At 71.4% G+C, this 12,624-nt stretch carries 11 protein-coding genes; 2 read left to right on the forward strand and 9 right to left on the reverse strand.

Annotated features, from left to right (window positions below):
* Positions 1–609: 609 nt before the first annotated feature.
* From LL648_RS23505 to LL648_RS23520, 4 genes are all read right to left on the reverse strand, one after another.
* Positions 610–1,935 (reverse strand): sensor domain-containing diguanylate cyclase, encoded by a 1,326-nt coding sequence (locus tag LL648_RS23505; protein ID WP_232664855.1) that lies wholly within the window; start codon positions 1,933–1,935, stop codon positions 610–612.
* A 355-nt stretch (positions 1,936–2,290) separates the two neighbouring features.
* The gene (locus LL648_RS23510; protein ID WP_232664856.1) at positions 2,291–3,187 is read right to left on the reverse strand and encodes an SDR family oxidoreductase; all 897 of its coding nucleotides are present in this window, start codon (positions 3,185–3,187) and stop codon (positions 2,291–2,293) included.
* 4 nt (positions 3,188–3,191) lie between these two features.
* Positions 3,192–3,806, reverse strand: coding sequence for a UdgX family uracil-DNA binding protein (locus LL648_RS23515; RefSeq protein WP_374112095.1), 615 nt, complete (start codon positions 3,804–3,806; stop codon positions 3,192–3,194).
* A gap of 56 nt (positions 3,807–3,862) precedes the next feature.
* Positions 3,863–4,858, reverse strand: a complete 996-nt coding sequence (locus LL648_RS23520) for an Lrp/AsnC family transcriptional regulator (RefSeq protein WP_232664857.1) — start codon at positions 4,856–4,858, stop codon at positions 3,863–3,865.
* Positions 4,859–4,961: 103 nt separating this feature from the next.
* Between LL648_RS23520 and LL648_RS23525 the strand changes: the two genes are divergently transcribed.
* On the forward strand, positions 4,962–6,374 hold the full coding sequence (locus tag LL648_RS23525) for a serine hydrolase domain-containing protein (RefSeq protein ID WP_232664858.1): 1,413 nt from the start codon (positions 4,962–4,964) through the stop codon (positions 6,372–6,374).
* A 109-nt stretch (positions 6,375–6,483) separates the two neighbouring features.
* On the forward strand, positions 6,484–7,041 hold the full coding sequence (locus tag LL648_RS23530) for a TetR/AcrR family transcriptional regulator (protein ID WP_232664859.1): 558 nt from the start codon (positions 6,484–6,486) through the stop codon (positions 7,039–7,041).
* 77 nt (positions 7,042–7,118) lie between these two features.
* Here LL648_RS23530 and LL648_RS23535 read toward each other — a convergent pair whose 3' ends face one another.
* From LL648_RS23535 to LL648_RS23555, 5 genes are read right to left on the reverse strand one after another with little or no spacing between them, the layout of a single operon-like run.
* Positions 7,119–8,075 carry an ABC transporter ATP-binding protein gene (locus LL648_RS23535; protein ID WP_232664860.1) on the reverse strand — a complete coding sequence of 319 codons (957 nt, stop codon included), beginning with the start codon at positions 8,073–8,075 and terminating at the stop codon, positions 7,119–7,121.
* Entirely contained in the window at positions 8,072–8,869 is a 798-nt protein-coding gene (locus LL648_RS23540) for an ABC transporter ATP-binding protein (RefSeq protein ID WP_232664861.1), read from the reverse strand. Before LL648_RS23540 ends, LL648_RS23535 begins: the two co-directional genes overlap by 4 nt.
* Positions 8,870–8,871: 2 nt before the next feature.
* Positions 8,872–9,771 carry an ABC transporter permease gene (locus LL648_RS23545; RefSeq protein ID WP_232664862.1) on the reverse strand — a complete coding sequence of 300 codons (900 nt, stop codon included), beginning with the start codon at positions 9,769–9,771 and terminating at the stop codon, positions 8,872–8,874.
* Positions 9,768–10,910: an ABC transporter permease gene (locus LL648_RS23550; protein ID WP_232664863.1), complete on the reverse strand. Its 1,143-nt coding sequence runs from the start codon at positions 10,908–10,910 to the stop codon at positions 9,768–9,770. Before LL648_RS23550 ends, LL648_RS23545 begins: the two co-directional genes overlap by 4 nt.
* Complete coding sequence (locus tag LL648_RS23555; protein ID WP_232664864.1) at positions 10,880–12,484, reverse strand: ABC transporter substrate-binding protein; 1,605 nt, start codon at positions 12,482–12,484, stop codon at positions 10,880–10,882. Before LL648_RS23555 ends, LL648_RS23550 begins: the two co-directional genes overlap by 31 nt.
* Positions 12,485–12,624 lie beyond the last annotated feature (140 nt).

The following is a 12,624-nucleotide window of genomic DNA, read 5'->3' on the forward strand; positions in this document are numbered from 1 at the left end:
ACCGACCCGGGGACGCGTGCGTTCCGCACACGAGGGCAGGAAAGTCCGTCATGGCCCTCCGGGTCGCCACGAGGGATGAGAATCCGTGCCCGGGTGCCCGGGTGCCCGGGTGCGCGACCGCAGACCGGGGTGGGTGCACGAACAGGGCGCGCAGGGCGCTCGTGCACAGGTTGGTGCCGCCGTGCACACGTTCGAACCTGTGCACTGGGAGGTGAACCTGTGCACGAGCGACCCGCGGCCAGGGGCGGGCTGTGGTGGCCGGCCAGGGTGTGTGCGTTGCGCACACGAGGGCAGGAAAGCCACTTTCCGGTCCTCACAGGGCAGGAAAGTGGCTTTCCTGCCCTCCCCGACCCCCGGGTGAGCTGCGCGAACGGCACTTTCGAACGATAGGTTGGCCTGAAAGTGCCGTTCGCGCACATCCCGGCTGTCGCCGAGTGGGCGTGGTCGTGAGTTGAGTGTGCTCAGGGCTGCCGCGACAGCCCTGAGCACACTCTCGGTCAGCCAGTGCCTGGATCCGGGGTGGCGGTCCACCGCGGTGGCTGCGGCGATTCACCTGACAGCCACTTTCCTGCCCTCCCCTGGCGAGCAGGTGAGGCTGAGGTACGTCTCCTACGCCTCCGGCGACGGCTTGAACGCCCGCATTGGCGGCAGCGGCATTCCGGACTGCGGTGGCTCGATGCCGGGCGCCGTCGTCCCGCGCGGCCCGATCGACCCCAGCCGGACGGTGTTGCGGCCGGCGTTCTTGGCGGCGTAGAGGGCGGTGTCGGCGAGCCGCAGGAGGTCGGCGAGCTCGGCGCAGTCTCCCGTCTGCAACGCGCCCCCGATCGAGGCCGTGAGCCCCGCGAACTGCTTCGTGCCCCCGTTCATCTGCAGTTCTAGCTCCATCGCGGCGATCCGGCGGCGGATCCGCTCAGCGATGCTGCCCAGCTCACGCACGCCGCCGGTCACGCCACCGAGCAGCACGACGAACTCCTCGCCGCCGAACCGCCCGACGACGTCCTGCTCCCGCGTCTCCGCCCGCAGCTGGTCGGCGACCGCGCTCAGCACGGCGTCGCCTGCCGGGTGGCCGAACGTGTCGTTGACCGCCTTGAAGTGGTCGAGGTCGATCACGAGCACTCCGGAGGTGTTTCCGTTGCGCCCGACGGCGGCCGCGGCTCGGGTATGCCACGCCGCGGCGTTGAGCAGCCCCGTCTTGGAGTCGAGGGTCGCTGCAACCCTCAACTGGCGCACGAGCGCACTGAGGTGCAGTACGAACATCGGCGGGATCAGCAGCCCGATCAGCCATGGGTTTATGACCAGCGCCGCGGCGGTCAGGGCACCCAGAGCGAGTGTCGCGATCTCCAGCAGGTTCTCGTCCCACGGCGCGAACACCGTCGCGAGATCGGGTTTCGATGTGGAGCTCATCGCGATGGCGCCGGCGATGAGGCAGCTGTTGACGGTCGTGTAGAGCAGCAGCGCGGCGAGGATCGCGGGCAGCGTGGATGAGCCCGTCGATGTGCCGAGCGGCCCGCCCGTCATGTGTTGCATGACCGTCGCGGCGGTGTACGAGGCGAGTGCCACCGTGGCGGTGGTGAAGATCTCGCGGAACACGGGCCGACGGTGACGCCACGTCCGCATCCACAGGTGGGTCCAGATGACGCCGGCGCCGATCGCGGCGTAGGCCGAGGGAAGCAGCAGGGAGCCTGCGAACGTCCAAACGGATGAGAGGTCGACGTGGTTGCCCTCGCTGATCCTGCGCCGGACCCGCTCGATGCGGAGCGCGGCTTCGGCATGGAGCAGTCCGGCCACCACGACGATGGCGCCTTTGACGAGCTGTGCGTGGGTCGGAACGCCGCCGAGTACGCCGACCACCACGAGCGTGAGCGCGGTCGCCTCCATCAGCAACATCGGTGCGATCAGCCGCGGCGGGAGCCTCCAGAGCGGCCATTCGCGCATGTGCCACAGGCGGACATGGCGATCGGCAACCTCGGAAGCTCCCCCCGCAGTCGCCATCACCACTCTCTGGTCGTCGCTCTCCGCACACGTAGCCTAACCGAAACGACCGATCAGGGTCACCGTCGTCCATCGACCGCACGCTCCGATGACGGAGGGTGGGGCACAGAGAAGCAAAGGCCATGCATTAGTGCGCATGTAACCAATCCAGGTGTCAAGACGAATGCTTCGGCAAGGGTCCGAAGGAAGGAGAGCTCGATGAAGAACCACGGCTGGTGAACCGCAGCGCAGGTGAACCGCAGCGCCCTCCGGACAGGACCGGAAGGCACTGCGGTTCATCTCACCGCATGTCCGATCGTCAGGTGATCGGGGACCCGCCCGTCACGCCCAGCACCTCGGACGTCATGTAGCTCGACTCCTGCGAGGCGAGGAAGACGAAGAACGGCGCCAGCTCCGCGGGCTGTGCCGCCCGCCCCATCGGCGCCTGTTCACCGAACGACTCGAGCTTGTCCTCGGCCATGGTCGCGGGGATGAGGGGCGTCCAGACCGGGCCCGGCGCGACGGAGTTGGCCCGGATGCCGCGCGGGAGCAGGTCGTGCCCCAGCGCCTTCGTGAAGTTGACGATCGCAGCCTTCGAGGTCGCGTAGTCCAGCAGGTGCGGCGAGGGCTGGAACGCTTGCACCGACGACGTCGTGATCACCGACGCGCCGGCCGGCATGTGCTCCACTGCGGCCTTGACCAGCCAGAACAGCGCGTACACGTTCGTCTTCATCACCCTGTCGAACTGCTCAGCGGTGATGTCGACGATCCCGCCGGGCTGCGACATCTGGTACGCGGCGTTGCTGACCAGCACGTCGATGTGTCCGAACTCCTCGACCGCACGGGCGACGACGTCACGGCACGTCTGCTCGTCGGTCAGGTCGGCCGGCACCGTCACGGCGGTGCGGCCGGCCTCGGTGACCCACTTCGCGGTCTCCGCGGCGTCCTGCGCCTCGGCATCGAGGTGGGTGATCAGCACATCGGCGCCCTCGCGCGCGAACGCGATGGCCACCGCCCGCCCGATGCCGGAGTCGCCGCCGGTGACCACCGTCTTGCGGCCCTCCAGCCGCCCGGATCCGCGGTAGGTCTGCTCACCGTGGTCGGGGACGACGTCCATGTCGGCCGTCCGGCCCGGATGCTCGACGGTGCGGCTGCCGCTGCCCGGCCGCTCGTGCTGCTTCGTCGGATCCTGCTGGGTGAACTGGTCCTCGCCCATCCGGTCACCTCTTCCTTCGTCCTGGATGTTCGCCTGCCATGACGGCGAGGTCGGCCACGAGCGCGTCGAACGCCTCGCCGCGCCGGTCCGACGGCATGCGCAGCACCGCCGACGGGTGCGCGGTCGCGACCAGCCGGTGCCCCTCCCAGTCCCGTGGGCGGCCGCGTTCGGCCGTGATCCGGAACGAGGAGCCGAGCAGCGCCTTCGCCGCCGTCGCGCCGAGCGTGCCGACAACGGCGGGCCGCACCGCCGCGAGCTCGCCGTCGAGCCACGGCCGGCAGGCCCGCACGTGACCCGCGGCTGGTGTCTTGTGCAACCTGCGGTTCCCACTGGTCTCGAAGCGGAAGTGCTTGACGGCGTTGGTCACGTAGACCTCGTCGCGGTGGATTCCGGCCTCGTCGAGCGCCTTGTCGAGCAGCCGCCCCGCAGGCCCGACGAAAGGGGCGCCCTCCCTGTCCTCACGGTCGCCGGGCTGCTCCCCGACGAGCATCAGCCAGGCGCCGGCCGGCCCCTCGCCGAAGACGGTCTGCGTGGCGTCCACGTGCAGCTCGCACGCGGTACACGCGCCGGCGTCGCGGCTCAGCCGTCGCAGTTCGTCGGTCGGGCTGGTTGTCGGCACGCCTGCGGGTACCCGAGGGCCGCCCGCCTACACCCCGCCCGTCTGCACAAGGGGCGCTACCGCTGCGGCACAGGTGTCGTCCTGAACCCGGAGACGTCGAGGCGGACGCCCGCCCGCTTGATCGCGCGCAACGACACGCACCGGTCCATCACCCGCACCCCCGGGATCGCCTCGAAGGCCGCCTCCAACCGCGCGACGTCGGTGAGCTGCGGCTGCCACACCGAGACCATGAGGTTGTGCGGGCCGGTCGTGCCCAGCACGGCTCGCGTCTCCGGCATCGCCACGATCTGCGCCGCGGTCCGTTCCAGGCCCGGCGCGGGCACTCGCAGGAAGTACCAGCAGCCGACCGGGTGCCCCGCGACGACCCGCCCCATGTCCGTGCGGAGCACCACCCAGCCGGTGGCGAGCAGGTTGGTGACGATGTCCCGGGCTCGCCGCACCGGGATGCCCGCCCGCTCGGCGATGTCCGTCGACTTCATCCGGCCGTCCTCGCGCAGCGCCTCGGCGACGGCGATCTCGACGGGCGCGAGCGGGGCGCGCTCGACGGGCCACCGCTTGGGTGGCGCCATCGTGGCGAGCCGCGCGGACTGCTGCTCGCCGAGCACGTTGAGCCGCCATTGGGCGGCCTCCTTGTAGACGGTCGAGATCAGGTGCGTGCGGATGCCGCGCAGCGACGGCAGCGCCGCGATCCGCACGAGGATGTAGTCGGTGAGCGCGGCATCGTCGGCCGCGTTGACGTGGACGAGCAGGTCGCGCGACCCGGAGACCACCTCGATGGTCAGGTACTCCTCGTCGCTCATCAGCTGCTCGACGTGCGCGAGCGAGCGCCCGTCCGACTCGATCTCGACCAGCGCGGCGGGCATCAGCTGGACTCCGGCTGGATACGCCGTCACCCACACCAACCCTGCCGAATGCAGCCGCTCCCACCTGCGCGCCACCGTGACGGGGTCGCTGCCGAGCACGCTCGCGATCTGCGTCCACGAGCCGCGCGGATGGATCTGGAGGGCGTTCACCACAGCGCGGTCCAACGCGTCAAGGACCGGATCCTGCATATCGAAACTGTATCCTGACCAGATCCGTCGTGACGCCTCGCCGATGCCCTCTGATGTCCTGTACTTCGTGCATACGCGGAACTGGGACCGAGGGGGGACCACCATGACCGCCGAAGCGGATGTCGCAGTGCCCGCGACAGGCAGTCTGACCGGCAGGCTCGACGAGCTGTGTGCGCTGCACGGAGTGCCTGGCGCGGCGCTCGGGCTGCTCGTCGACGGCGCTGTGACCACCACGACGAGCGGCGTGACGAAGCTGGGCGTCGACGGCGTCCCGGTCACGACCGACACCCTTTTCCTCGCCGGCCCGGTCGCGACGACCTGGACGGCGACGATGGTCATGCAGCTCGTCGACATGGGCCGTCTCGAACTCGACGTGCCCGTCAACGCGTACCTGATGCCCGAGCTGCGCCTTGCCGACGAGGCCGTCGCCGACTCCGTGACCGCACGCCAGCTGCTGTCCCACACGGGCGGCTTCTACGGCGACGCCGAACCGCCGCCGTTCAGCGGCCGGGACGCGTTGGAGCGCACGGTTGCGGGGTTCGACGAGCTGCAGCAGATGCACCGACCGGGCAGCATGCATTCCTACTGCCCCGCCGGGTACGTCGTGCTGGGCAGGCTCATCGAGTGCCTGACCGGCACGACGTGGGCGCAGGCGCTGGGCGATCGGCTGATCGAGCCGCTCGGGCTGCGCCGCACGTTCACGCAGCCGGAGCAGGCGATGGTGCACAGGCTCGCCGTCGGGCACCTGCGACGTCCCGGCCGGACCGATCTCGTGCCGGTGGACGAGTGGCTGCTCCCGCAGTCGGCCGGGCCGGCCGGAGGCACCATGGCGACCAGCGTCGCCGACCTGCTGGCGTTCGCCCAGCTGCACCTGCGCGACGGGCGCGGGCCCGACGGCCGCTACCTGCTCAGCCCCGCGTCGGCACGCGTGATGCGCGAGCCGCAGACCGCCGTCGCCGATCCCGACTCCGGTGCGACGTGGGGGCTCGGCTGGGAGATCATCCGCTCGGCCGGCCCGCTCGTCATGCGCAGCCGCGGCGCGGTGAACGGGCAGGAGAGCCAGTTGGTGCTCGTCCCGGACCTGCAGATCGCGCTGTGCGTGCTGACCGTCGGCGACCCCGGCTACGACGTGGCCACAACGATGATCTCCGAGGTGATCGAGCAGCTGACCGGCGTCGCGGACACGCTGGCACCCCGCATCGGAGCCGCGCAGTTCGGCGCCGGGACGATCGAGCCCGCCGACGCCGTCGGCACGTTCGGCGGGGCCGACATGGAGATCACGGTCGAACTGACATCGGACGGGCGCCTGCACGGCACGTACCGCCCGGGCTTCTCCAAGCGGGCGAGCTCGCCGCCGTTCCAGGCGCCGCTCACCCCCGCCGGAGGCACGACGTTCCGGTTCGCGTCGCCACGGGAACCGCACGGATCCCCGTGGCTGACGTTCCTGCGCGAGGGCGGCGGAGAGGGCCCCGCAACACACGTCGTGCGAGGCGGACGCGCCGTTCCGAGGCGCTGAGGGGACACCTCTGAGCGGCGAACCGTAGACTCGCGCGGCAATGGACGGGAGCGAGCGACCTTACAGCGGGCGGAGCCCACAGCAGCGACGTGCCGACCGCCGTGAGCGCATGCTCACCGCCGCGCTCGACCTGTTCGGCACCGACGGATACCGGGCCACCTCCATCGAGAAGCTGTGCGCCTCGGCGGGGATCTCGACGCGCAACTTCTACGAGGAGTTCCGCGGCCGGGAGGACATCCTCATCGCGGTGTACGACGAGGTGATGACGGGGGCGGCAAAGGCCACGGCCGGCGCGCTGGCCGGCGCGATGGAGCTGCCGACACCCGAGCGGGTGGACCGGTCGATCCGAGCCTTCCTCGACCACGTCTTCGGCGACCCCAAGCGGGCGCGGATCGCGTTCGTCGAGATGCTCGGCGTCAGCCCGGCCGTGGAGGAGCACCGACTGGGGTGGCGCCGCAGGCGGGCCGCGACGATCGAGGCCACCGTGCGCGCGGCCGTCGATGCCGGCGAGGCCCCCGACCGCGACTACTCGCTCGCGGCGATCGCGTTCATCGGCGCGTTCAACGAGCTGGTCTACGACTGGGCGCTCAACGGCACGAACGTCCCCGTCGACGCGCTCATCGAGGAGATCACCCGCATGGTCAACGCCCTGATCTTCGAGGGCTGACGGCACCCGTCACCCTCTGTGGCCCCCACCCGTGCGGGGTGGGTTCAGGAAAGCGACGGCGCGCGGCCCCGACCCCGTCAGCGGCCTGGTACCGCGGGTTCGTCCTCCAGCAGGATGCACGCCGCCGCGTGGTCGGGGGTGAGGTCGAGCAGGCGCGGGTCGCGGGTCGAGCAGTCGTCGATCGCCAGCGGGCAGCGCGGGTGGAAGTGGCAGCCCGAGGGCGGCGCGGCGGGATCGGGCACGTCGCCCGGCAGGTCCTGAGGGAGCGTGCCGGCCCCGTCGGCGCGCGGCACCGCGGCGGTCAGTGCCGCCGTGTAAGGGTGTCGCGGCCGGTCCCACACCTGCGCGGTCGGGCCGATCTCGACGACCCGCCCGAGGTACATAACCGCGATCCGGTCGGCGATCTCCCGCACGATCGCGAGGTCGTGCGAGATGAACAGCACGCCGATGCCCAGTTTGCGGGCGAGCGTCACGAACAGGTCGGCCACCTGCGCCTGCGCCGACGCGTCGAGCGCCGAGATCGGCTCGTCGGCCACCAGCTGCACCGGCTCGGCGGCCAGCGCCCTCGCGACTGCGATCCGCTGCCGCTGCCCACCGGAGAGCTCGTGCGGGTACCGCTGCGCCATCGCGGGGTCGAGCCCCACCAGTTCGAGCAGCTCCGCCACCCGCGCCGATCCGGCGGTCGTGCCGGTCGCGAGCCGAACGGCGTCGGAGAGCTGGCGCCCGACCCGCCGCCGCGGGTTCAGCGACGAGTAGGGGTCCTGGAACACCAGCTGCAGCCTGCGTTGCGCGGCCGGGCGGGCGCGGCGCCGCAGCGGCGCCACCGCGTGCCCGTCCAGCAGCACCTCGCCGGCGCTCGGCGCGAGCAGCCCGACCGCGGCCCTGGCCAGGCTCGACTTACCGCAGCCGCTCTCGCCGACCAGCCCGACGACCTCGCCGGGCGCGACCGAGAGGTCGACGCCGTCCACCGCACGCACGGCACGGCCGTCCCGCCGGTAGGTCACCTCGACCCCGCGCAGCTCCAGCTCGCTCACGACGCGCTCCCCCGGTGCGCAGGTGGCAACGCCTCCAGCAGCGACCGCGTGTACTCGTGCGTCGGCGAGGTCAGGACCTCGGACGTGCGCCCGTCCTCGACGACCACACCGCCACGCATCACGACCACCCGGTCGGCGAGCGCCGAGATCACCCCGAGGTCGTGCGTGATCACGATGACGGCGAGCCCGGTCTCACGACGCAAGCGGTCCAGCAGCCGGAGGATCCCGGCCTGCACGGTGACGTCCAGCGCCGTCGTCGGCTCGTCGGCGAGCAGCAGCTTCGGCCCGCAGGCCAGCGCGGCCGCGATCGCGACCCGCTGCCGCATGCCACCCGAGAGCTCGTGGGGGTAGGCGTGCAGCGTCCGGGCAGGATCCGGGATCCGCACCTGCTCCAGCAACTCCAGCGCGCGCTTCCCGGCGTCCTGCTTGCTGATGCCGAGGTGGTGGCGGGCGTGTTCGGTGAGCAGGGTACGCACCGGCAGCATCGGGTGGAGAGCGGTCGCGGGGTCCTGGAAGACCATCGCGATCTCCTTGCCGCGCACGTCGCGCAGCTGCTGCTCGCCCATGCCGACCAGCTCGCGGCCGGCGAAGCGCGCGGACCCCTCCGTGCGCGCGCCGTGCGGCAGCAGCCCGAGCAGCGCCAGCGCGGACATCGTCTTGCCGCTGCCCGACTCGCCTGCGACACCGAGCACCTCACCGGCGTCGACGGCGAGGTCGATCCCGTCGACGACGCTGGTCCAGCCGCCGCGGCGCGGCAGCCGCACCCGCAGGCCCGTCACCTCCAGCAGGGCCATCGTCAGCTCCTGATCGCGCGCGCGGTGCGCGGGTCGAGTGCGTCGCGGATCGTGTCGCCGAGGAAGTTGAAGCCCAGCACGACCGTGAGGATCGCGAGCCCGGGGAAGAGGCCGACCCACCAGCTGTCGAAGACGGCCGTCCCCGCCGAGACCATCGCGCCCCACTCCGCCGCCGGCGGCTGCGCGCCCAACCCGAGGAACGACAGCCCCGAGAGCAGCAGGATCGCGTTGCCGACATCGAGCGCGACGAGCACGAGCACCGGCCCGGCCACCGACGGGCCGAGCTCGACGGTGAGCGTGCGCAGCGCCGACGAGCCGAGCAGCCGGCTGGCCTGCACGTACTCCTGCTGCCCCGCCGAGAGCACGAGCCCCCGGATCACCCGCGCGTAGCCGGGCCACAGCACGATCGTCAGCGCGAGCACGGCGTTGCTCAGCCCGGGGCCGAGCGCAGCCGAGACCGCCATCGCCAGGATGATCGCCGGGAAGGCGAACACCAGGTCGGTGACCCGCATGATCGCGGCGTCGACCCAGCCGCCGAAGTAGCCGGCGATCCCGCCCATGATCGCGCCGACCACCGCGGAGAGCACGACGAGCAGCATCGCCAGCGGGATCGAGATCCGGGCGCCGTGCAGGACCCTGCTGAGGACGTCGCGGTTGAGGTTGTCGGTGCCGAACGGGTGCTCCGCCGAGGGCGGGCTGAGCTTCCCGAACGTCTGCGCGAGCGGATCGGCCGGCGCGATCATCGGGGCGAGGACCGCGACGAGCAGCCATCCGACGATCACCACGATGCCGATCACTGCAAGCGGCTGGCGCCACGGCGAGCGGGTCAGCACACCGATCGCGCGCGCGTCGGTGGCTGTGTCGACAGTTGGGTCGGCGGTGGGCTCGGCCGGTGTGCTCACGACTGCCTGATCCGCGGGTCGACGAGCCCGTACGTGACGTCCACGACCAGGTTGACCAGCACGTACACCACCGCGACCACCAGGCTCACGCCCATGATCGCCGGCAGGTCGAGCGCGAGCGCGCTGGTGAACGCGTACTCGCCGACCCCGCGCCAGCTGAAGATCTTCTCGACGAGGACCGTGCCGGAGAGCAGGTTCGCGAACGCCACCCCGGCCACGGTGATCACCGAGACCAGCGCCGGCCGCAGCACGTGCCGGCGCACCACCGTCGATTCCGGCAGGCCCTTCGCCCGCGCGGCGCGCACGTAGTCGTTGCCCAGCACCTCCAGCACCGCGGCGCGGGTGAACCGCAGCATCACGCCCACCGTGAACGCCGCCAGCACGAGCGCCGGCAGCAGCAGCCTGCTGAACGCCGCTCCGAACGCCGTCCAGTTCCCGGTGAGCAGCGCGTCGAGCGTGTACATCCCGGTGATGGCTGTGGGCGGCCGGGTGCCGGGCGGCAGCCGCCCGCCCGCCGGGAGCAGGTCGAGCTGGAACGAGATGAAGTAGTAGCCGACGAGCGCGAGCCAGAACGTCGGCATCGACACCCCGAACAGGCTGACCACCCGCAGCACCTGGTCGGGCCACCGGTCGCGGGCGAGCGCCGCGACGACCCCGAGGCCCACCCCGACCACCAGCGTGATCACGATCGCGGTGAGCGCGAGCTCAAGCGTCGCCGGCACCTTGTCGCCCAGGTCGGTCGCGACCGGCCGGTGCGTCTGCTGCGACTCGCCGAAGTCGCCGGTCAGCAGGTTGCCCAGGTAGATCACGTACTGCTGGGGCAGCGGCTTGTCGAGCCCGTGCGCCTCACGGAAGGCCGCCACGGCAGCCGGGTCCTCGACGGCGCGCTGGCCGAGGTTCGCCGTCACCGGGTCGCCCGGCACCGCGTTCGTCAGGAGGAACGACACGAGCGTCACGCCGACGCACAGGAGCACGCCGGCGAGCAACCGCCGCAGGACGAACCGGAGCAGCACGCGGTGCCGGCGGCCGCCCCCGGCCGCCGCCGGCCCCGGTGTGACCGGAGGCGTCGGGGGCGCCGGGGTCGGGGGCGTCGTGTTCGGGGGCCCGCTCAGCGGAGGTCCGCCAGGTCGATCGTCCACGCCGAGTGGTAGGCCACGCCGCTCACCGAGCTCGAGTACGCGAACACCTGCGAGGGGTTGAACAGCGGAAGGAACGGCCCGCGCTCGTTCAGCTGCTGCTGCAGCTGCTGGTAGAGCGCGGCGCGCTTGTCCTTGTCCATCTCGCTCGCGGCCTGCGCGCCCAGCTCGGTGAGGCCGGCGTCGGCGCCCTCGTTCCAGCCGGCGCGCTTGCCGAGGTTGCCGCCGGGCAGGTAGACGAGGTAGTCGCTGGGGTCCGGGTAGTCCGGGTACCAGAACCAGAGCGCGCCCTGCTCCTTGCCGCTGCGGAACGCGTCGAGCGAGGTCGCCGCCGGTGACGGCGCCAGCTCGACGGTGATGCCGACCTCCTTGAGGTTCTCCTGCACGCGCGTGGCGAGGTCGCCGATCGCGATGCCGGCAACCGGGAGGTCGCTCGCGTAGCTGATCTTGATGGACGGGTTGGCGACGCCGGAGCGGGCCAGCGCCGCCTTCGCGCGGGCGACGTCCCGCTTGACCGCCTTGTCCTTGGCCAGCGCCCCGAGGAAGCCGTCGGGGACAACACCGGCGGACTGCTGGGAACCGGTGCCGCCGAGCTGGACGAGCCCGTCGTAGTCGATCCCGTAGCGCACCGCCTCGAGGAAGTCCTTGTTCGACGTGGTCGCCGAGACCTCCGGGTTGGCGTTGACCGCCAGGTAGAACAGCGTCTTCGAGGCCGTCGCGTCGACCTTGACCGAATCGGAGGCGAGGCCCTGCGACTGGTCGGCCGAGAGGTCGAGCACCAGCTGCGCGTCGCCCTTCTGCACGTTCACCTTCTGCACCGACGCGTCGGTGTTGCGGATGACGATCCGCTGGTAGGTCGGCTTGTTCGGGCCCCAGTACGTCGGGTTGGCCGCGAGCACGACCTCGCTCTGCACGTCGTAGCTCTCGAGCTTGTACGGCCCGGTTCCCATCGACTCCTTGTTCAGCGCCGCCTCGGCCTTGTCCGCCTGATCGGCGCCGGGCTGGTCGTTGCCTCCCGCAGCCGCAACCTTGGCGGAGTTGACGATCCCGAGCGCGGGGTTCGGGATGATGTAGGGCAGCCCCGGGTTGGGCTTCTCCGAGGTCAGCACGACCGTCTTGGCGTCCGGCGCGGTGGTGGTGACGCCTTCGAGCAGGAAGCTCGGGTTGCCCTTGACGTTCTTGACCCGGTTGTACGAGTAGACGACGTCCTTCGACGTGAGCTTGGTGCCGTCACCGAACGTCACGTCGTCACGCAGCGTGAAGGTGAAGGTCTTGCCGTCGGCGCTGGCCTCGAACTTCTCGGCGACCAGCGGCTTCGGGTTCGTCGCGTCGCTGCCGTCGAACGTCAGCAGCGTGTCGTACATGACGTGGTCGATGATGCTGCCGGTCGTCTCGAACGACCTGGCCGGGTCGGCGCTCTTGAGCAGGAACGCGGTGTCGACCACCAACGTGTCCTTCGCGCCGCCGCCCGTGGCATCCCCGCCACCGCCACCGCCGCCGCCCCCGCACGCCGCGAGCGCGACGAGGCCCGCGGCGGCCAGCGCCGCCCACTGCACCCTGCGTAGCCGACCAGCCATGCGACACCTCCGGAGAGTTACTGGCCGGGACCTTATCCCGGCCCGCACGCCCCCTGAACGGCGGAGTCATGCAGATCGCAGCGCACGCCGCCGACGAGACCACGCCGCGAGGCCGGCGTGTGCCAGGAAAGCCACTTTCC

The organism is Pseudonocardia sp. TRM90224 (assembly GCF_021245725.1).
Lineage (GTDB): Bacteria > Actinomycetota > Actinomycetes > Mycobacteriales > Pseudonocardiaceae > Pseudonocardia.